General features: G+C 70.7%; 18 protein-coding genes and 1 tRNA gene. 13 read left to right on the top strand and 6 right to left on the bottom strand.

The window, feature by feature from the left end; all coding sequences use genetic code 11:
* Nucleotides 1-175: 175 nt before the first annotated feature.
* The 8 genes from BZY54_RS34925 (at nucleotide 176) to BZY54_RS34890 (ending at nucleotide 9,230) form a co-directional block, all read left to right on the top strand.
* On the top strand, nucleotides 176-922 hold the full coding sequence (locus BZY54_RS34925) for a YcnI family copper-binding membrane protein (RefSeq protein WP_086729336.1): 747 nt from the start codon (nucleotides 176-178) through the stop codon (nucleotides 920-922).
* Nucleotides 923-1,011: 89 nt separating this feature from the next.
* Complete coding sequence (locus tag BZY54_RS34920; protein WP_086729335.1) at nucleotides 1,012-1,662, top strand: SCO family protein; 651 nt, start codon at nucleotides 1,012-1,014, stop codon at nucleotides 1,660-1,662.
* 26 nt (nucleotides 1,663-1,688) lie between these two features.
* Nucleotides 1,689-2,231 (top strand): copper chaperone PCu(A)C, encoded by a 543-nt coding sequence (locus tag BZY54_RS34915; RefSeq protein ID WP_086729334.1) that lies wholly within the window; start codon nucleotides 1,689-1,691, stop codon nucleotides 2,229-2,231.
* 13 nt (nucleotides 2,232-2,244) lie between these two features.
* Complete coding sequence (locus tag BZY54_RS34910) at nucleotides 2,245-4,182, top strand: copper resistance CopC/CopD family protein (protein ID WP_086729333.1); 1,938 nt, start codon at nucleotides 2,245-2,247, stop codon at nucleotides 4,180-4,182.
* 8 nt (nucleotides 4,183-4,190) lie between these two features.
* On the top strand, nucleotides 4,191-5,483 hold the full coding sequence (gene efeB, locus BZY54_RS34905; protein ID WP_086729332.1) for an iron uptake transporter deferrochelatase/peroxidase subunit: 1,293 nt from the start codon (nucleotides 4,191-4,193) through the stop codon (nucleotides 5,481-5,483).
* 153 nt (nucleotides 5,484-5,636) lie between these two features.
* A complete protein-coding gene (pheA, locus tag BZY54_RS34900) occupies nucleotides 5,637-6,569 on the top strand; it encodes a prephenate dehydratase (protein ID WP_086729331.1) in 933 nt (310 codons plus the stop codon).
* A 550-nt stretch (nucleotides 6,570-7,119) separates the two neighbouring features.
* Nucleotides 7,120-8,397, top strand: coding sequence for a serine--tRNA ligase (serS, locus tag BZY54_RS34895; RefSeq protein ID WP_086729330.1), 1,278 nt, complete (start codon nucleotides 7,120-7,122; stop codon nucleotides 8,395-8,397).
* Nucleotides 8,394-9,230, top strand: a complete 837-nt coding sequence (locus BZY54_RS34890; protein WP_086729329.1) for an HAD family hydrolase — start codon at nucleotides 8,394-8,396, stop codon at nucleotides 9,228-9,230. Before serS ends, BZY54_RS34890 begins: the two co-directional genes overlap by 4 nt.
* A 31-nt stretch (nucleotides 9,231-9,261) precedes the next feature.
* Here the strand turns inward: BZY54_RS34890 and BZY54_RS34885 are convergent.
* The 6 genes from BZY54_RS34885 to BZY54_RS34860 form a co-directional block, all read right to left on the bottom strand.
* Nucleotides 9,262-9,347, bottom strand: a tRNA-OTHER gene (locus tag BZY54_RS34885).
* A gap of 314 nt (nucleotides 9,348-9,661) precedes the next feature.
* Nucleotides 9,662-9,901, bottom strand: coding sequence for an SGM_3592 family protein (locus BZY54_RS34880; protein ID WP_086729328.1), 240 nt, complete (start codon nucleotides 9,899-9,901; stop codon nucleotides 9,662-9,664).
* Between the two features lie 106 nt (nucleotides 9,902-10,007).
* Nucleotides 10,008-10,727 (bottom strand): ABC transporter permease, encoded by a 720-nt coding sequence (locus tag BZY54_RS34875; protein ID WP_086729327.1) that lies wholly within the window; start codon nucleotides 10,725-10,727, stop codon nucleotides 10,008-10,010.
* A 10-nt stretch (nucleotides 10,728-10,737) separates the two neighbouring features.
* Nucleotides 10,738-11,649, bottom strand: coding sequence for an ABC transporter ATP-binding protein (locus tag BZY54_RS34870; RefSeq protein ID WP_086729326.1), 912 nt, complete (start codon nucleotides 11,647-11,649; stop codon nucleotides 10,738-10,740).
* A gap of 52 nt (nucleotides 11,650-11,701) precedes the next feature.
* The gene (locus BZY54_RS34865; protein ID WP_086729325.1) at nucleotides 11,702-12,619 is read right to left on the bottom strand and encodes an ABC transporter permease subunit; all 918 of its coding nucleotides are present in this window, start codon (nucleotides 12,617-12,619) and stop codon (nucleotides 11,702-11,704) included.
* Nucleotides 12,609-13,580, bottom strand: a complete 972-nt coding sequence (locus BZY54_RS34860; protein WP_086729324.1) for an ABC transporter ATP-binding protein — start codon at nucleotides 13,578-13,580, stop codon at nucleotides 12,609-12,611. Before BZY54_RS34860 ends, BZY54_RS34865 begins: the two co-directional genes overlap by 11 nt.
* Nucleotides 13,581-13,889: 309 nt before the next feature.
* Between BZY54_RS34860 and BZY54_RS34855 the strand changes: the two genes are divergently transcribed.
* The 5 genes from BZY54_RS34855 to BZY54_RS34835 all read left to right on the top strand — a co-directional run bounded on the left by BZY54_RS34855 (nucleotide 13,890) and on the right by BZY54_RS34835 (nucleotide 18,776).
* Nucleotides 13,890-15,653 carry an SDR family oxidoreductase gene (locus tag BZY54_RS34855; RefSeq protein ID WP_086729338.1) on the top strand — a complete coding sequence of 588 codons (1,764 nt, stop codon included), beginning with the start codon at nucleotides 13,890-13,892 and terminating at the stop codon, nucleotides 15,651-15,653.
* 173 nt (nucleotides 15,654-15,826) lie between these two features.
* Complete coding sequence (locus tag BZY54_RS34850; protein ID WP_086729323.1) at nucleotides 15,827-16,375, top strand: RNA 2'-phosphotransferase; 549 nt, start codon at nucleotides 15,827-15,829, stop codon at nucleotides 16,373-16,375.
* Nucleotides 16,376-16,386: 11 nt separating this feature from the next.
* Nucleotides 16,387-16,827, top strand: a complete 441-nt coding sequence (locus BZY54_RS34845) for a hypothetical protein (protein WP_086729322.1) — start codon at nucleotides 16,387-16,389, stop codon at nucleotides 16,825-16,827.
* A gap of 63 nt (nucleotides 16,828-16,890) precedes the next feature.
* Complete coding sequence (locus tag BZY54_RS34840) at nucleotides 16,891-17,802, top strand: LLM class flavin-dependent oxidoreductase (RefSeq protein ID WP_086729321.1); 912 nt, start codon at nucleotides 16,891-16,893, stop codon at nucleotides 17,800-17,802.
* A 50-nt stretch (nucleotides 17,803-17,852) separates the two neighbouring features.
* A complete protein-coding gene (locus tag BZY54_RS34835) occupies nucleotides 17,853-18,776 on the top strand; it encodes a Cof-type HAD-IIB family hydrolase (protein WP_208640864.1) in 924 nt (307 codons plus the stop codon).
* Nucleotides 18,777-18,885: the final 109 nt, after the last annotated feature.

The following is an 18,885-nucleotide window of genomic DNA, read 5'->3' as shown; positions in this document are numbered from 1 at the left end:
GGCACGCGCGCGTGCCCGTTCCCGGGAGCTCCGCACCGTCGGCCTCCCCCGCGCACGCGCCTCCCTCTTCGCCACCGGAAGCAACCGCTGTCCACCGGAACGCCACCGGCATCCGCCCGGGACGGCACGCCGCCGGTGCCCACCGGAACTCACTCGAAGTGGAGTGCTCTCTGCCATGAAGGCCATCAGCCGCAAGACCTCTCGGTTCGCCACCGTCGGCGCCCTCGCCGGCACGGCCGTCCTCGCCGTGTCCGTCCCCGCGTTCGCGCACGTCTCCGTGCAGCCGGAGGGCACGCCCGCCAAGGGCGGCTACGCCGTCGTCGACTTCAAGGTCCCCAACGAGCGCGACAACGCCTCCACCACCAAGCTCGAGGTCAACTTCCCCACCGACCACCCGCTGGCCTCGGTGATGCCGCAGCCGATGGACGGCTGGAAGATCGACGTCACCAAGTCCAAGCTGGCCAAGCCGCTGCAGATGCACGGCGAGGAGATCTCCGAGGCCGTCACCAAGGTCACCTGGACCGCCGACGGCGACGGCATCAAGCCGGGCTACTTCCAGAAGTTCCCGGTCTCCATCGGCCAGCTGCCCGAGGACACCGACCAGCTCGTCTTCAAGACGCTGCAGACGTACTCCAACAAGGAGGTCGTCCGCTGGATCGAGGTGCCGCAGAAGGGCCAGGCCGAGCCCGAGAACCCGGCGCCGGTGCTGCAACTGGCCGCCGCGGCCTCGGACGGCGACGCACAGGGGGCGGCCGCGCAGAACGCCACCGACGACTCCAAGCCCGCCGCCCAGGACACCACCGCCGCCTCGAAGAGCGACAGTGACACCACCGCCCGCGTCCTCGGCGTCGTGGGCATCGTGATCGGCGCGGCGGGCGTGGCCTACGGCGTGCTCGCCGGCCGTCGGCGCGCGAGCGCCTGATCTGTTCATCCGTACCGCGCACCGGGGTCATGCGACTCTTGCGTACGACCCCGGTGCGCCGGAGATCTTTACATCTGGGACATTTTTCTATGCGCAAGAAGACGTTCGCCGCGGCAGTGCTGCTCGCCGCCACCACGCTGACCCTCTCCGCCTGCGGCAGCGGCGACAACAGCGACAAGCCCGTCGCCGTCGTCTCCGAGGAGACCTCGCACAAGGCCGCGACGGTCCTCGACCAGCCGTTCGAGAAGCCTGACCTGGTACTCACCGACACGCACGGCAAGAAGTTCGACCTTCGCAAGGAGACCGCGGGCAGGCCCACGCTCCTCTACTTCGGCTACACCCACTGCCCCGACATCTGCCCGCTGACGATGAACAACCTGGCGGTCGCCAAGAAGGCGCTGCCCAAGGCGGAGCAGGACAAGCTGCGGGTGGTGTTCGTCACCACCGACCCCGGGCGCGACACCCCGGCCGAGCTCGGCACATGGCTCAAGGGCATCGACACCCAGTTCATCGGCCTGACCGGTGACTTCGCCACCATCCAGGCCGGGGCGCGCAGCGTCGGCATCGCCATCGAGCCGACGAAGAAGGACAAGAACGGCAAGCTCGTCTCGGTGCACGGCACCCAGGTGATGGCCTTCTCGCCGAAGAACGACCAGGGCTACGTGGTCTACGGCGAGGACGCCACCGTCGACGACTACACCAAGGACCTCCCCAAGATCATCAAGGGGGAGAACCCGTGAGGCGCCCGGCGACTCCGGATCCCTCCATGGCGACAGCCGTGCCCGGCGATGCCGGTACCGCAGCGGCCCCGAACGGCGTGGCCCTGGCCCGCCGGGTCCGGACCGGCACCGCCCTGGTCGGCGCCGTCCTCGCCGGGACCGTGCTGCTGACCGGGTGCGGCGGCTCGGCCGCCGGCTCGGAATCCGGGAGCGGCCGGGCCGAGCTGTCCGTCAGCTCCTCCTACATGCCCCAGCCGGTCTCGGCCTCCATGGCGGCGGGGTTCCTGACGATAGTCAACAAGGGCGACGCCAAGGACGAGCTGACCTCGGTCACGAGCGACGCCGCGGGCGACGTCACCGTGCACGAGACCGAGGGCGGGGCGATGCGCGAGGTCGACCGCCTCGCCGTCCCCGCACACGGCCGGCTCGTGTTCCGAAGCGGCGGCAACCACCTGATGTTCGACGAGCTCAGGCACAAGCCCGAGCAGGGCCAGACGGTCACGGTCGAACTGCACTTCGCCAAGTCCGGCACCCTCAAGGTCGAGATGCCGGTGAAGTCCGCCACGTACGACCCCGCGACCGGCCACTGAGGAAGGGATCACCTTGACGCAGACCACCGCTCCCCGCGTCCGGACCCTGGTACTGCTGCTCATCGCCGTCACCGGCATGCTCCTGGCCGGTGCCGGTCCCGCCTCCGCGCACGCCGCGCTGACGGGCAGCGACCCCCAGCAGGGGGTGGTGGTCGACAAGGCACCCACCCAGGTCTCGCTGACCTTCTCCGAGAAGGTCGCCATGAACGACGACTCGGTGCGCGTGCTCGACCCCAAGGGCACGCGCGTCGACGCCGGAAAGCCGTCCAACGTCAGCGGGACCACGTACGCCGTCCGGCTGCACGGCGGGCTTCCCGACGGCACCTACACCGTCTCCTACCAGGTGATCTCCGACGACAGCCACCCCGTCGGCGGCGCCTACACCTTCTCCGTCGGCGCCCCTTCCAAGACCTCGGTCGCGGTCGGCGGCCAGGACGTGGGCGGCGGGGTCGTCGGCTGGCTGTACGGGCTCGGTCGGTACGTCTCGTACGCCGGCTTCACCGTCCTGGCGGGCGGGGCCGCCTTCGTGCTGGCCTGCTGGCAGCGCGGAGCCGGGGTGCGGGCCCTGCAGCGGCTCGTCGTCTCCGGCTGGGTCGCGCTCACCGCGGCGACGCTCGCTCTGCTGCTCCTGCGCGGCTCCTACACCACCTCCGGGAAGGTCGGGGCCATCTTCGACCTGGACCTGCTCGGGCAGGTGCTCCAGACCAAGACGGGCGCGGCGCTGGTCTCCCGGCTGCTGCTGCTCGCCGCGGCGGCCCTGTTCGTGGCGGTGCTCTTCGGCGCCTACGAGAAGCGGGACGAGGAGGAGAAGCGCGATCTGACCTTCGGACTCGCGATCGGCGGCACCGTGGTCGCCGCCGGGCTCGCGGCGACCTGGGCGATGGCCGAGCACGCCTCGGTCGGCCTGCAGGCGGGCATCGCGATGCCGGTCGACGTCGTCCATCTGCTGGCCGTGGCCGCCTGGCTCGGCGGGCTCGTCGCGCTGGTGGTCTCGCTGTACCGGGCGCCTTCGGACACCCCGGTCGAGGCCTCGGCCGTACGCCGCTTCTCCCGCATCGCCTTCGGTGCCGTGCTCACGCTGATCGCCACCGGCACCTATCAGGCCTGGCGCCAGGTCGGCTCCTGGTCCGCGCTGACCGGTACCCGCTACGGGCAGCTCCTCCTGCTCAAGATCGGGCTCGTGCTGCTGCTGGTCGGAATCGCCTGGTTCTCCCGCCGCTGGACGGGACGGCTCGCGCACACAGTGGCCGGCGAGGCCGTCCCCGCCGCGCGGACGGAGGAACGTGCAAGCGCTTCCCTGGCGGAGAAGACGCCCCAGGCCGTCAGCAAGGGCGCGGCAGGCGGGAGGAGCTCCGCCGGCGGCGACTCGCGGCGGGCCGCTCAGCTCGCCCGGCAACAGGCCGCCGTGGACGCCGCACGGCAGAAGCGGGTGCGCGACGCCGACCCCAACCGGTTCGGGCTGCGCCGCTCCGTGCTGATGGAGGCCGGTGTCGCCGTCGTGCTGCTCGCCGTCACCACCGTGCTGACGCAGACCGAACCGGGCCGCACGGAGGAGGAGGCCAAGGCCGCCACGACCTCCTCGGCGTCATCCTCGTCCTCGTCCTCGGCGGGGGCGGTCACCCTCGACATGCCGTTCGACACCGGCGGCCAGAACGGCAAGGGTGTCGTACGGCTCGACATCGACCCCGCGCGCGCGGGCGGCAACGAGCTGCACCTCTATGTGCAGCGGCCCAACGGGCGGGCGTTCGACATCCCCGAGGTCAAGGTCGCCTTCACCCTGACCGCGAAGAAGATCGGGCCGCTGCCGGTGGCCCCCGACCACATCACCACCGGGCACTGGGCGGCGAGCGGAGTGCAGATCCCCATGGCCGGCGACTGGAAGGTCGCCGTGACCGTGCGGACCTCCGACATCGACCAGGTGACCGTCACCAAGAACGCGCAGATCGGCTGAGCACCACCATGACCGACCAGTCCACCCCCAAGGCCACCGTGTCAGGCCTTCTGCCCCGGCAGTCCGCCCCCGAGAACGCCTCACCCGCGACGGGCGTGTCGCGTCGGCGGCTGCTCGGCACAGCCGGCGCGGCCGGGATCGTCCTCGGCGCGGCGGGCGCGGCCGCGGGGTACGCGGCAGCGCCCGCCGGCGCCGCCCCGCTCACCTCGCTCGGCTCGAACCGGGTGATGTTTCACGGGAAACATCAGCCCGGCATCACCGACGCCCTCCAGGCCTGCGGCCACCTCGTCGCCTTCGACCTGGCGGCCGGGGCGGGCCGCAGGGAGGCGGCGGCCCTGCTGCGCCGCTGGTCGGCGACGGCCGAACGGCTGATGGCGGGCGAGCCGGCCACGCACGACGACACCGCCGTCGCCCGGGACGCGGGTCCGTCCTCGCTCACGATCACCTTCGGCTTCGGAAACAGTTTCTTCGACCGCACGAACCTCCAGAAGCAGCGGCCGGCCGCCCTCGACCCGCTGCCCGACTTCTCCTCCGACCACCTCGACAAGGCACGCAGCAACGGCGACCTGTGGGTGCAGATCGGCGCCGACGACGCGCTGGTCGCCTTCCACGCACTGCGCGCGATCCAGAAGGACGCGGGCGGCGCCGCCCGCGTCCGCTGGCAGATGAACGGCTTCAACCGCTCCCCGGGCGCCACCGCTCACCCCATGACGGCCCGCAACCTCATGGGCCAGATCGACGGCACCCGCAACCCGAAGCCGGCCGACGCCGACTTCGACCAGCGACTCTTCGTCCCCGCGAACGGCGAGCCTGCCTGGATGGCATACGGCTCCTACGCCGTCGTACGCCGCATCCGCATGCTCCTGGACGACTGGGAGAAGCTGTCGCTCACGCAGCAGGAGAACGTCATCGGGCGCCGCAAGTCCGACGGCGCGCCACTCAGCGGTGGCACCGAGACGACCGCCATGGATCTGGAGAAGACCGGCAAGGACGGCTCCTACGTCGTCCCGATCAACGCCCACGCCCGCATCACCCGGCCCGACCAGAACGGCGGCGCCGCCATGCTCCGGCGCCCCTTCTCGTACCACGACGGCTTGGGCGCCGACGGCACCCCGGACGCGGGCCTGCTCTTCATCTGCTGGCAGGCGGACCCGCTGCGGGGCTTCGTGCCGGTGCAACGCAAGCTGGACCGCGGTGACGCGCTGTCGGAGTACATCCGGCACGAGGCGAGCGGTCTGTTCGCCGTGCCGGGCGGGGCGGCCAAGGGCGAGTACGTGGGGCAGCGACTGCTGGAGGGCTGACAGCCGGGGCGCGCCGGTCATACACATCGGGCGGTCATCCCCGGCCGGGCGAGCGTCCCGGCCGGGCGCTCGAGTGCGCCGGACGGGTCACCCCCGGGAGGGGCGCTATGAGACACATGGGCCGAGTTCCGTCGCGGCCATTAGGGTGAGGTCATGCCAGCGAGCTATGCGTATCTCGGCCCCGAGGGGACCTTCACCGAAGTCGCCCTGCGCACGCTTCCCGAAGCGGCCACCCGGGAGTTGGTCCCGTACGTGTCCGTGCAGTCCGCGCTCGACGCGGTCCGCAACGGTGAGGCCGAGGCCGCGTTCGTGCCGATCGAGAACTCCGTCGAGGGTGGCATCACCACGACGCTCGACGAGCTGGTCGCCGGTCAGCCGCTGATGATCTACCGCGAGGTGCTGCTGTCGATCACCTTCGCGCTGCTGGTCAGGCCGGGCACCAAACTGTCCGACATCAAGACGGTCACCGCCCACCCCGCCGCCCAGCCGCAGGTGCGCAACTGGCTGAAGGCGCATCTGCCGGACGCCGTATGGGAGTCCGCCGCCTCCAACGCGGACGGCGCGCGCCTGGTCCAGGAGGGCCGCTACGACGCCGCCTTCGCCGGCGAGTTCGCGGCCGAGCGGTACGGGCTGGAGCCGCTGGAGACGGAGATCCACGACGCCGAGAACGCGCAGACCCGGTTCGTACTGGTCGGCCGGCCGGCCCGGCCCGCCGCCCCGAGCGGCGCGGACAAGACCTCCGTGGTCCTGTGGCAGCGCGACGACCACCCGGGCGCCCTGCGGGACCTGCTGGGCGAATTCGCCTCCCGCGGCATCAACCTCATGCTGCTGCAGTCCCGGCCGACGGGCGCCGGCATCGGCAACTACTGCTTCTGCATCGACGCCGAGGGCCACATCAGCGACCGCCGGATGGCGGAGACCCTGATGGGCCTGAAGCGGATCTGTCTACAGGTGCGTTTCCTCGGCTCCTACCCGCGTGCGGACATCGGGGTGGCGGACGTACGGCCGCCGTTCGCGGGGACCTCGGACGAGGAGTTCGTGGCGGCGGCGGACTGGGTGGCGCGCTGCCAGGACGGTCGCTTCTAGCTGTTTCTGACCGTGTGAGACCGGTCCTACCTGCAGATCTTCGTTATCCACAGAAGTTATCCACAGGTAGGCTGATCGACCTGGGGACAAGTCGACACCAGAGGGCGACTCGGTCGACAAATCGCCCTACGACCCGCAAGCCGGGCCATCACCCCGTGGGTCACCCTTCGTCCACCCGTTTCCTCTGGTTCATCTTTTGGGGCGACCCGTTTCCACCCGAAAGTGGGTGTCGGACCGGTTTGAGCCGGGAATTCTTCCTTCCGCGCGACGCTTCCGGAGTGATCAATTCCGAAGTCCACAGATCTTGCACACAGCCTGTGGATAACTCACGGGCCGGTGTGGATTCCTGTGGACAACGTGGTCTTCAAGTCCCGTCTCCCACAAGGAAGTCCAGTCAACCAGGCGTACACCGCCTGCCCCTTCCAGGGAGCGACACGTCGCTTTATTGACACACTGCGCAATTCATCCGTAACGGTGTGTACGACAGGGAGACGCGCGGTTCGGAATACTGGGTCGTGAGCGGGAACGCCGCACCGGTAGCCTTGACCGCGTGATTGACCTTCGCCTGCTCCGTGAGGACCCCGACCGTGCGCGCGCTTCCCAGCGCGCCCGTGGAGAGGACGTCGCGCTCGTCGACTCCCTCCTGTCTGCCGACGAGCGGCGCAGGTCGTCCGGCGTCCGCTTCGACGAGCTGCGCGCCGAGCAGAAGGCGCTGGGCAAGCTCATCCCCAAGGCCTCCGGCGACGAGAAGGCCGAGCTGCTGAAGAAGGCGAGCCAGCTCGCCGCCGACGTCAAGGCGGCCGACGCCGAGCGTGACGCGGCGGACGCCGAGACCCAGGAGCTGCTGCTCCAGCTCGGCAACCTCGTGCACCCCGACGTCCCCGTCGGCGGTGAGGAGGACTTCGCCACGCTGGAGACGCACGGCACCATCCGCGACTTCGCCGCCGAGGGCTTCGAGCCCAAGGACCACCTGGAGCTCGGCCAGCTCCTCGGCGCGATCGACGTCGAGCGCGGCGCGAAGGTCTCCGGTTCCCGCTTCTACTTCCTCACCGGCGTCGGCGCCCTGCTGGAGCTGGCCCTGGTGAACGCGGCGATTGCGCAGGCGACGGCGGCCGGCTTCACCCCGATGCTGACCCCGGCGCTGGTCCGCCCCCAGTCGATGGCCGGCACGGGCTTCCTCGGCCAGGCCGCCCAGGACGTCTACCACCTCGACAGGGACGACCTCTACCTGGTCGGCACGTCCGAGGTGCCGCTGGCGGCCTACCACATGGACGAGATCATCGACGCCGAGCGCCTGCCGCTGCGCTACGCGGGCTTCTCGCCGTGCTTCCGCCGCGAGGCCGGCTCGCACGGCAAGGACACCCGCGGCATCTTCCGCGTGCACCAGTTCGACAAAGTCGAGATGTTCTCCTACGTCGCTCCCGAGGAGTCGCAGGAGGAGCACCGGCGGCTGCTGGAGTGGGAGAAGCAGTGGCTGACCTCGCTGGGGCTGCCCTTCCGCGTCATCGACGTCGCCTCCGGCGACCTGGGCGCCTCGGCCGCACGCAAGTTCGACTGCGAGGCGTGGATCCCCACCCAGGGCAAGTACCGCGAGCTGACCTCCACGTCGGACTGCACCGAGTTCCAGTCCCGCCGGCTGCAGATCCGCGTCCGGGACGGCAAGCAGGTCAAGCCGCTGGCCACGCTCAACGGCACGCTGTGCGCCGTGCCGCGCACCATCGTCGCGATCCTGGAGAACCACCAGCAGGCCGACGGTTCCGTGCGCGTGCCCGAGGTGCTGCGTCCCTACCTCGGCGGCCGGGAGGTCCTGGAGCCGGTGGCCAAGTGACCGCCTCCGCTCCCGAGGCCGCCGGCGAGGTGTCCGGCGGCCTTCCCTACCGGCTCATAGCGACCGACCTGGACGGCACGCTGCTGCGCTCCGACGAGTCGGTCTCGCTCCGCACCCGTGAGGCGCTCGGCGCGGCCACCGCGGCGGGTGCGGCGCACATCGTGGTCACCGGCCGCGCCGTCCCCTGGACCCGGCACATCCTCGACGACCTCGGCTACGACGGCCTCGCCGTCTGCGGTCAGGGCGCCCAGGTCTACCACGCCGGGGAGCACCGTCTGCTGACCTCGGTGACCCTGGACAGACAGTTGGCCGGGGTGGCGTTGGCCAAGATCGAGGCGGAGGTCGGCCCGCTGTACCTGGCGGCGAGCCGGGACGGCTTGGACGGCGAGGTGCTCGTCGGCCCCGGCTACGCCCTCACGGGCACCCTGCCGGCCACTCCGTTCACGGACGCCTCGGACCTGTGGAGCGCACCGCTCAACAAGATCTACGTCCAGCACCCGACCCTCTCCGACGACGAGCTGGCCGAGGTGGCCCTCCAGGCCGCGGGCGGCTTCGTGTCGGTCACCATGGCCGGCGAGGGCATCGTCGAACTCCTCCCCCTCGGCCTGTCGAAGGCGACGGGCCTCTCGCTCGCCGCGCGGCGGCTGGGCCTCAAGGCCGCCGACACGCTCGCCTTCGGCGACATGCCCAACGACATCCCGATGTTCGCCTGGGCCGCCCACGGCGTGGCCATGGCCAACGCCCACGAGGAACTCAAGGCGGTCGCGGACGAGATGACGGCATCCAACGAGGAGGACGGCATCGCGGTGGTGCTGGAACGGTTCCTGCGCTGAGCTTTCGCTCCTTGCCGGCTTTCGGTCTCTGCGGAGGATGCACGGATCGAACGTGCGCGGGTTGACCCCGACCACGGCTTGAACCAAGCCGGTGCCTTGCCACTCGGCCAATCCTCCGGGTGGGCGGCCCACGCGACAGTGCGTCGCGTGCTCGAAGCGGCCGCCCCGGGCAGCTCCCCGTGCGGGGCGTGCTCGACGGAGCGGTGAGAACTACTCCGGAGCCCGCCGCGGGCTGCCCTGTCGGGAGCTCGGCGTACTGCCGTGCATCGACATCGCCCAGTTCCTCTCCCAGAACGTGGCGCCGGCTCGCCCCGGCGCTGCGGACACCACCACTGTGCCGTGGCGAGCGACGTCGACGCCACTGAATTAGCGGCTGCCCACCGGCTCGCGCACTGCGCCCCGGGCCCGTCGCCCGGCCGCCCACGGTCCGGTCAGCGCCGCCGCCACCTGCGGCGGCGCACCTTGCTGAAGAACCAGCCCGCGGGCGGCTCGTCGGAACGCCAGGGCTGCGGCTCGGGCGCCTCGCGGCGCCAGCGTGCGGCGAGCATACGGGCCCGGGCGGACGGCTCGGCGGTCTCGGCGGACCGTATGAAGTCCGCGTCGAGGATCACGTCGTCCCAGTCGTCGCCGGTCCCTTCCCGGCCGTCGTGTTCCGGCCTCTCGCGCGCCATCCCCGTCCTCCAGGTCGTTCGTCCGCTTTGCCCAGTGTGCACACTCACAGGTGAAGCCCCCGTCAAGGCCGGGCGAGGATCGCCCGGCCTTGACGGGGGCGGGGCCTCACTCCTCGCCGGCCAGGGTCAGGGCCCGCAGCTTCTGCCCGGCGTACCAGGTGGCCAGCACGGTCACGAGTACCAGCAGCACCATCGCCGTCGGCAGCCCGACGTCGGAGGTGACCAGGTCACCGCCCGCGACCTTGTGCGCCACGGCCAGGGCCCACTGCTGGATGCTCAGGGTGCGCGCTCCGGGCACCAGGGAGCCGAACAGCGCCTCCCAGACCAGCGCGTAGACCAGGCCGAAGACCACCGCGTGCCGGGAGACGGTGCCCAGCAGCAGGAACAGCGCCGCGTAGGCGATGGAGGCGACCAGCGCGGCCACCGTGTAGGCCACCGCTATCTGCTGCCCGTTGCCGTTGAGGATCAGCCCGGCGACCAGCGTGGGGACCGCCGAGAACACCATGGTCACCGCGATCGCCACGATCAGCTTGGTGAAGATGATCGTCGGCCGCTTCAGCGGCTTGGACAGCAGGTACACCACCGAGCCGTCGTCGATCTCCGGGCCGATCGCGCCGGTACCGGCGATGACGCCGATGATCGGCACCATGGTGGCGAGCGCGAACCCGCCCAGGACGTTCACCGCGGTCTGGTCGTCGGCACCGGTCAGCGCGCGGACGACCACGGCGATGACGATCAGCAGCAGCGGCAGCGCGCCGAGGATGAGGGCCCGGCGACGGCCGAGCAGGGCCCGGTAGGTGAGCCGGGCGACTGTGGGGTCGTACATCTTCGGCCTCCTACGCCGCGACCAGGTACGAGAAGACGGACTCGAGGGACTCGTCGGACGGCGAGACCGTGTGCAGCCGGATGCCGTGGTCCCGGGCCACTCGCGGCAGCAGGGTCGTGAAGCGGCCGAAGTCGACGGCCTGAATGCGCAGCGCGCCCTCGGCGAGGTCGACCTCGATGCCGGACGTCGAGGGATCGGCGATCAGCGCGGCCGCGAGGGCGCGGTCGTCGCTGGAGCGCACCAGGTAGCGGTGCGGTCGGTCGGTCATCAGGCGCCGGATCTTGCGGAAGTCGCCGCTGGCCGCGTGCCGCCCGGCGACGACCACCTCGATGTGCCGGGCGAGCTGCTCGACCTCCTCCAGGATGTGGGAGGAGAACAGCACCGTGCGGCCCTCGTCGCCCATGCGCCGCAGCAGGTCCATCAGCTGCATGCGCTGGCGCGGGTCCATGCCGTTGAACGGCTCGTCCAGCAGGAGCAGGGACGGGTCGTGCACGAGGGCGCTCGCCATCTTCACACGCTGGCGCATGCCCTTGGAGTAGGTGGAGATCTTCCGGTCCTGCGCGTATTCCATCTCGACCGTGGCCAGCGCCTTCTGTGCCGCCTTGGCCCCGAGGCCGTGCAGCTCGGCGTTGGCGACGACGAACTCGCGGCCGGTGAGGAAGTCGTACATCGCCTCCCGCTCGGGGACGACGCCGATGTGCTTGTAGATCTGCTCGTTGCGCCACACCGGCTGCCCGTCGAGGGTGACGGAGCCGGTGGAGGGGGCGAGGAAGCCGCCCATCATGTTGATCAGCGTGGACTTCCCGGCGCCGTTCGGGCCGAGCAGGCCGGTGACACCGGGGCCGATCGTCATGGTGATGTCGTTGACGGCGACCACGTTGCCGAACCAGCGGGAGACGTGGTCGATGGAAAGAGTGGTCATGGACGCAGCCCATTCCTTGGAAGGGTCGTGGCGGGCGACGGGCCGGGCGTGGTCACAGTCCCACCTTCTTGTAGCGGCGCAGCAGAAGGCCGTAGGCGGCGGCGATGAGGCCCAGGAGGACGAGGACGTAGACGACGCCCTGTCCGGTGCCGGGGCCGACGGCGCCGGGGGCCGCGGAGGTCGCGCCCAGGAAGGCGGTCTGCACGCCGTCGATCAGGGTGACCGGCGAGAACAGCCCGATCCAGGGGATCGCGCTGGTGTTGTTCTGGGCGTCCGCGATGGCCTGGAGGGTGGAGACCGCGCCGTAGGAGATGACCAGCACGGCGATCACGGCCGCTATGCCGAAGCCGCGGCGCGGGGTGACGGCGGCGATGACCAGGCCGATGCCGGCGAAGAGCAGTGAGAGCAGTGCCACGGAAACGAGTCCCTGTGCGAATCCCTTGGTCTGGTCGGCGAAGTCCAGCTTGGCCAGCAGCGACCCGACGTAGAGCACGAGCAGCGGTGCGGCGGTCAGGACGAACATGGCCGAGGCCAGCGCCGCGTACTTGGCGCGGACGTAGTCGGCCGTCTCGATGGGCCGCGAGAAGTACAGCGGCACGGTCTTGAAGCGCAGGTCGCGCGAGACGGACTGGGGTGCCTGTGAGGCGACGTACAGGCTGATCACGCCCTGCATGATGATGGCGTAACGCGTGTAGTCGACGGGCAGGTCCTTGGCCTTGGTGGCGACCGCCACGGCGACCATGATGGCCGCGGGCACGCACATCACCACGAACAGCAGCATCGGCAGCACCTTGGACTTCACCGAGCGGCCGAGGCCGTAGGCGCCGCGCAGGGACTGCGAGTACAGCGAACGGCGGGCGTAGGCACGGCCGAGGCGGGGGCCGTCGTAGGTGCGGTAGCCGATGTTGTGGATGCGGGTCTGGTCACCCGACGACGTGACGGGCGCTCGCATGGGCTGCTCAACTGCCATGGCCGACCGCCTCCTTCCGCTGTCCGTCGCGCTGTTCGTCGTCCCGGAAGACCTCCGAGATGTGGTGCCGGCGCTGTTCCATGCGCACCAGGCCGAGGCCGAGGTCCGCGATCACGTCCCGCACCAGGTCGTACGTCTCCTCGCCCTGCGCGGTGAGCAGCAGGACGTGTCCCGCGCCCGGCAGGCCGGTGCCGTCCTCGGTCTGCACCCCGCGCGCGTGGAGCGCGTCGCGCACCGCGCGGGTGCCGTCGGGGTGCTCGTCGCTGTCGGTGACCTCGATCGCGAGGGTGGTCGTGGTCTGGGTGAAGTCGGTGGTGGAGCTGGAACGCAGGAGCTTGCCGCCGTCGATGACGACGACGTGGTCGCAGGTGCGCTCCAGCTCGCCCAGCAGGTGGGAGGTGACCAGGACCGAGATGCCGAAGTCGGTGTGGACACGGCGGATCAGGCCGAGCATCTCGTCGCGGCCGACCGGGTCGAGGCCGTTGGTCGGCTCGTCGAGGAAGACCAGCTGCGGGTCGTGCACCAGGGCCTGGGCGAGCTTGACGCGCTGCTTCATGCCGGTGGAGTAGCCGCCTATGGGGCGGTAGCGCTCCTCGTACAGTCCGACATGGCGCAGCGTGTCGGCGGTGCGCTCGCGCGCGGCGGCGGGCGGCAAGCCTGACATGCGCGCCATGTGGACGACGAACTCGGTGGCCGAGACGTCGGGCGGCAGGCAGTCGTGTTCCGGCATGTAGCCGACGCGCTCGCGGATGGCGGCGCCCTTGGTGGCGACGTCGAGGCCGAGCACCTCGGCGCGGCCCTCCGTGGCGGGGGACAGACCCAGCAGGATCTTGATCAGTGTGGACTTGCCGGCTCCGTTGGCGCCGACGAGTCCGGTCACACCGGGTCCGACGTCCACGGAGAGCCGGTCAAGCGCGGTCACCCGGGGGAACCGCTTGCTCAGGCTTTCGGTCGCGATCACAGTCACGTCTTCGACGGTAGTGACCCGCGCCACGCACGTCGTCAGACCCCAGAGCCGTTTCGGCGTCCGACTCCAGTATTACGGGAACCCTAGGGGTCATGCCCTGAGGTCTCACAACGCCGGGTGGAGCCGGGTCCACCCAAGGTCGTCCGACCCTATTGACGATCCGTCTAACAACTGCCACAGTCGCCCACGTCGGGTTGGTTACTGGTACGTAACGCGATGCACGCGCAGTGCCATACGGCAGTACGACCATCAGCACGACGATTCGCCGCGACCGCGGCGCTGGGCGGAGGAGAGGTGACGCACGTGACGCCGCTGAAGGGCGCGCGGGAACGCCGGGTGCACACCGGCGGGGTCGAGCTGTGCGTGGCCGAGCTGGGTGATCCGCGGCAGCCGACGGTCGTCCTGGTGCACGGCTACCCGGACAGCAAGGAGATCTGGTCCGAGGTGGCCGAGCGCCTCGCCGGCCCCTGCGGACTCCACGTCGTGCTGTACGACGTCCGGGGCCACGGCCGCTCCACCGCACCGCGGCCGCTGCGGGGCGGGTTCACCCTGGAGAAGCTCACCGACGACTTCCTGGCGGTCGCGGACGCCGTCAGCCCCGACCGCCCGGTGCACCTGGTGGGGCACGACTGGGGCTCGGTGCAGTCCTGGGAGTTCGCCACCGTCCAGCGCACCCGGGGCCGGATCGCCTCCTTCACCTCCATGTCCGGCCCGTCGCTCGACCACTTCGGCCACTGGATCAACGCACGCCTCAGGCGCCCCACTCCGCGCCGGGTGGGCCAGCTCCTCGGCCAGGGCGCCAAGTCCTGGTACGTGTACCTGCTGCACACGCCGGTGCTGCCGGAGCTGGCCTGGCGCGGTCCGCTCGGCAGGAGCTGGCCGAAGATCCTGCGACGCGTCGAGAAGGTGCCCGGCGGCGACTATCCGACCCCGTCCCTGCCCCGGGACGCGGCGCACGGAGCCTGGCTGTACCGGGACAACGTGCGGTCCCGGCTGCGCAGGCCGCTGACGGACGCCCGCGCGCACGTCCCGGTCCAGCTCATCACCCCGGTGCAGGACGCGTTCCTGTCCGAGCGGCTCTACGACGACCTGGACCAGTGGGTTCCGCGGCTGGTGCGTCGCACGCTTCCCGCCAAGCACTGGATCCCGCGCACCCGGCCCGACCAGCTGGCCGCCTGGATCGCGGAGTTCGTGACCGCGAACGAGGACGGACTGCCGCAGCCCGCCGCCACCGGTGCGTACGCCGACCGCTTCGCCGGGCAGCTCGTCCTGGTCACCGGCGCGGGCAGCGGCATCGGGCGGGCCACGGCGTTCGCGTTCGCCGAGGCCGGCGCGCGCGTGGTGGCCGTGGACCGGGACGCCGAGGCCGCCGCCCGCACCGCCGAGCTGGCCCTGCCGCTCGGCGCGCCGGCCGCCTGGGCGGAGGCCGTGGACGTCTCCGACGAGCAGGCCATGGAGAAGCTGGCGGAGAAGGTCGCCGCCGAGTACGGCGTGGTGGACGTCCTCGTGAACAACGCGGGCATCGGTCTGTCCGGCTCCTTCTTCGACCACTCGGTGGAGGACTGGAAGAAGGTCCTCGACGTCAATCTGTGGGGCGTGATCCACGGCTGCCGGCTCTTCGGCGGGCAGATGGCCGAGCGCGGGCAGGGCGGCCACATCGTCAACACCGCGTCCGCGGCCGCGTACCAGCCCTCCAGGGCGCTGCCGGCCTACAGCACCTCCAAGGCGGCGGTGCTGATGCTCAGCGAGTGCCTGCGCGCGGAGCTGGCCGGGCAGGGGATCGGCGTCACGGCGATCTGTCCCGGCTTCGTCAACACCGGCATCACGTCGACGGCACGCTTCGCGGGCGTCGACGCGGAGGAGGAGAAACGCCGCCAGAAGCGCACCGCCAGGCTGTACGGGCTGCGCAACTTTCCGCCGGAGAAGGTCGCCGACGCGATCCTGCGCGCGGTCGTCCGCAACGAGGCGGTGGTACCGGTGACCCCGGAGGCGCGTCTCTTCCACGCGATGTCCCGTTTCACTCCGCGGGCGCTGCGCAGGCTGGCGCGGGTACAGCCACGATTGTGAGTTATGGCCGTACCGCCGCCTTGAGCAGTCGGATCGGGCGAAAGCCCTTCGCTCCACGGTTAGTTGTCCACAGGATCGCCCATTCTCTTGTGGATAACGCTGCTTGGCTGTGGATCAAACCTCCGAAGTGAAAAAGACCTGCGTGACGCTCGTCTCTCCCGCACGCTGGTGGCATGGACGAAAGACGCACCGTCAAGGTGTCGAAGTACCTCTCCCGGCACCTCCGCCACCAGCCCGGGAGGATCGGGCTCACGCTGGACGAGGGCGGTTGGGTGGGGATTGACGCGCTGATCGAGGCGGCTGCCGCCCACGGTTTCCGGTTCACCCGCGAGGAACTGGACCACGTGGTCGCCGCCAACGACAAACAGCGCTTCGCGATCGAGGGCGACCGCATCCGCGCCAGCCAGGGCCACACCATCGACGTCGATCTCGGGCTGCCCGCGGCGATCCCGCCGCCGTACCTCTACCACGGCACCGTGGCGCGCAATCTGGAGGCGATACACGCCGAGGGTCTGCTGCCCATGAACCGCCACGACGTACATCTCTCACCGGACCGGGAGACCGCGACCCGCGTCGGCGCCCGTCGTGGGCGCCCCGTCGTTCTCGCCGTCGACGCCTCCGCCATGCACCGGGACGGCCATGTCTTCCACGTCAGCGCCAACGGCGTCTGGCTGACGAAGGCCGTACCGCCGCGGTACCTGCGGTTTCCCTCAAGCCACTGACGCGGGTTGACATGATCGGTCTCATGGACCGCCACCTCCCCACGACCGAGGCCGCCGTCACCGCCTGCCGCTCCATCGCCGTCGAGTACGCGCGCGAGATCGAGGTGACCCACGACATCGGTGCCGACCAGATCTCCCGTCGCAGCGCCGCGGGCATCGGCGTGACCACCGAGCCGGACGGCTCGCTCCCGCACGAGGCCTTCCTCGAATTCGGTGGCCTGCCCCGGATGACCGTGCGGCTCTACCCGGAGGACGACGCACTGATCACCGTCGAGGGCGTCGAGTTCCTCGATCTGCCCCGCGACGACGTCCCCGCCTTTCTCCGCTCCGTCCTCGACGGCCTGGCCTACGTCGAAGGGCGGCGCTTCCCGCCCGGCTACCGCATGGTCGTACCGCTGCCCGGTGACCGGACGTACACGGAGCACATCCCGATGCTCGGCCCTCACTCGTGACTGAACGACCGAGTACGGTGACTGTTTCACGTGAAACAGTGGTGGCCGCTTAGGCTCGGGGGCATGACTCTGCGCCTGAGCACCGTGATCCTTCCCTACCGCCGCTGGCACGAGGGCGGCCGTTCGGCATGGGCGCGTGCCGAGCAGTTGGGCTTCCACACCGCCTACACCTACGACCACCTGTCGTGGCGCAGCTTCCGGGACGGTCCGTGGTTCGGTGCGGTGCCGACGCTGACCGCCGCCGCGACCGCGACCGAACGGCTCCGCCTGGGGACCCTGGTCACCTCTCCCAACTTCCGGCACCCGGTCACTCTCGCCAAGGAATTGATCTCGCTCGACGACATCTCCGGCGGCCGGGTCACACTCGGCATCGGCGCGGGCGGCACCGGCTTCGACGCCACGGTGCTCGGGCAGGAGCCCTGGACCCCGCGTGAGCGCGCCGATCGCTTCGCCGAATTCGTACCGCTGCTCGACCGGCTGCTGACCGAGGACGGCCCGGAGGGCGTGTCGTACGAGGGCGATTTTTACTCGGCGCACGAGGCCCGCAACGTTCCCGGCTGCGTCCAGCGCCCGCGGCTGCCGTTCGCGGTGGCCGCCACCGGCCCGCGCGGGCTGCGGCTGGCCGCCCGGTACGGGCAGGCGTGGGTGACCACGGGCGACCCGAAGCTGTTCGAGAACGGCACGCCTGAGCAGTCGGTGCAGGCCCTTCGCGGCCAGGCCCAGAAGCTCGCCGACGCGTGTGCCGCGATCGGCCGCGACGTCTCCGGTCTCGACAAGATCCTGCTGACCGGCTTCACGCCCGACCGCGGACGTCCGCTGGAGTCCCTCGACGCGTTCGTCGACTTCGCGGGCCGCCATCAAGAGCTCGGGTTCACCGAGATCGTGATCCACTGGCCGATCCCCGACTCGGACTTCGCCGCGGACGAGAAGGTGTTCGAGCGGATCGCCATGGAAGCGCCGGCCCAGCTGACGTGACCGAGGCGACGCCCTCAAATGTGCGCAGTGTCGCACGGCCGTGCGGGCATATGCGGAAGAATGACCCGGTGACCTCAGCGACGCGACAGCCCGAGCCCCCCTCTGCCAAGCTCTCGACCTCGCTCGTGCCGGGAGGTGCTCCCGCTGTTCCACCACGGCTGATCGCCACTGATCTCGACGGAACGCTGCTGCGCGACGACAAGTCCGTGTCGTCGCGCACGGTCGCCGCCCTCGCCGCCGCCGAGGAAGCCGGTATCGAGGTGTTCTTCGTCACCGGCCGCCCGGCCCGCTGGATGGACGTGGTCAGCGACCATGTGCACGGCCATGGCCTGGCGATCTGCGGCAACGGCGCCGCCGTGGTCGACCTGCACGGCGGCCCAGGCACGCACCGCTTCGTGAAGATCCGCGAACTGGCCCGGGAGAACGCGCTGGACGCCATACGGCTGGTGCGCGAGGCGGCGCCCGGCACGGCCTACGCGATCGAGCAGACGTACGGCTTCTACCAGGAACCGGACTACCCGAAGCTGCACATGGAGGTACCGGACGACCTCGCTCCCGCCGAGGAGCTGCTGACACCGGACGGCGCCGCCGCCGAGCAGCCGATCCTGAAGATCCTCGCCCACCACCCGACGCTGGACCCGGACGCCTTCCTCACCGTCGCCCGCCTCGCTGTCGGAGAGCGCGCCACCATCACTCGTTCCAGTCCCAGCGCCCTGCTGGAGATCAGCGGTCCGGGCGTCTCCAAGGCCAGCACGCTGGCCCTGTGCTGTGCCGAGCGCGGCATCTCGCACGAGGAGGTCGTCGCCTTCGGCGACATGCCGAACGACGTCGAGATGCTCACCTGGGCCGGCCAGTCCTACGCCATGGGCAACGCCCATCCCGATGCGATCGCCGCGGCGTCCGGCCGCACGGCCGCCAACAACGAGGACGGTGTCGCGGTCGTGATCGAGCGGCTGCTGGGGGAGCGGCCGTAGTCCTCCGCCGCCCCGGACGACGGAGGACGGACCACAAGAGGCACCGAACCGCCGGAGGACCGGACGGCCGGAGGGCCGAACCGACGGGGCGCCGGACGAGCACCTGGCG

Source organism: Streptomyces carpinensis (assembly GCF_002154505.1).
GTDB classification, from domain to species: domain Bacteria; phylum Actinomycetota; class Actinomycetes; order Streptomycetales; family Streptomycetaceae; genus Streptomyces; species Streptomyces carpinensis.
The sequence above is the reverse complement of the archived record's forward strand: the minus strand, read 5'-3'. Positions and strand labels throughout refer to the sequence as shown.

What these genes read in the sequence shown, in the direction of transcription:
- BZY54_RS34875 (WP_086729327.1), bottom strand. Translation starts at nt 10,727, where the DNA reads ATGTACGACCCCACAGTCGCCCGGCTCACCTACCGGGCCCTGCTCGGC.
- BZY54_RS34850 (WP_086729323.1), top strand. Translation starts at nt 15,827, where the DNA reads ATGGACGAAAGACGCACCGTCAAGGTGTCGAAGTACCTCTCCCGGCAC.
- BZY54_RS34835 (WP_208640864.1), top strand. Translation starts at nt 17,853, where the DNA reads ATGCGGAAGAATGACCCGGTGACCTCAGCGACGCGACAGCCCGAGCCC.
- pheA (WP_086729331.1), top strand. Translation starts at nt 5,637, where the DNA reads ATGCCAGCGAGCTATGCGTATCTCGGCCCCGAGGGGACCTTCACCGAA.
- BZY54_RS34920 (WP_086729335.1), top strand. Translation starts at nt 1,012, where the DNA reads ATGCGCAAGAAGACGTTCGCCGCGGCAGTGCTGCTCGCCGCCACCACG.
- BZY54_RS34870 (WP_086729326.1), bottom strand. Translation starts at nt 11,649, where the DNA reads ATGACCACTCTTTCCATCGACCACGTCTCCCGCTGGTTCGGCAACGTG.
- BZY54_RS34925 (WP_086729336.1), top strand. Translation starts at nt 176, where the DNA reads ATGAAGGCCATCAGCCGCAAGACCTCTCGGTTCGCCACCGTCGGCGCC.
- BZY54_RS34840 (WP_086729321.1), top strand. Translation starts at nt 16,891, where the DNA reads ATGACTCTGCGCCTGAGCACCGTGATCCTTCCCTACCGCCGCTGGCAC.
- BZY54_RS34880 (WP_086729328.1), bottom strand. Translation starts at nt 9,901, where the DNA reads ATGGCGCGCGAGAGGCCGGAACACGACGGCCGGGAAGGGACCGGCGAC.
- BZY54_RS34845 (WP_086729322.1), top strand. Translation starts at nt 16,387, where the DNA reads ATGATCGGTCTCATGGACCGCCACCTCCCCACGACCGAGGCCGCCGTC.
- BZY54_RS34915 (WP_086729334.1), top strand. Translation starts at nt 1,689, where the DNA reads ATGGCGACAGCCGTGCCCGGCGATGCCGGTACCGCAGCGGCCCCGAAC.
- BZY54_RS34865 (WP_086729325.1), bottom strand. Translation starts at nt 12,619, where the DNA reads ATGGCAGTTGAGCAGCCCATGCGAGCGCCCGTCACGTCGTCGGGTGAC.
- efeB (WP_086729332.1), top strand. Translation starts at nt 4,191, where the DNA reads ATGACCGACCAGTCCACCCCCAAGGCCACCGTGTCAGGCCTTCTGCCC.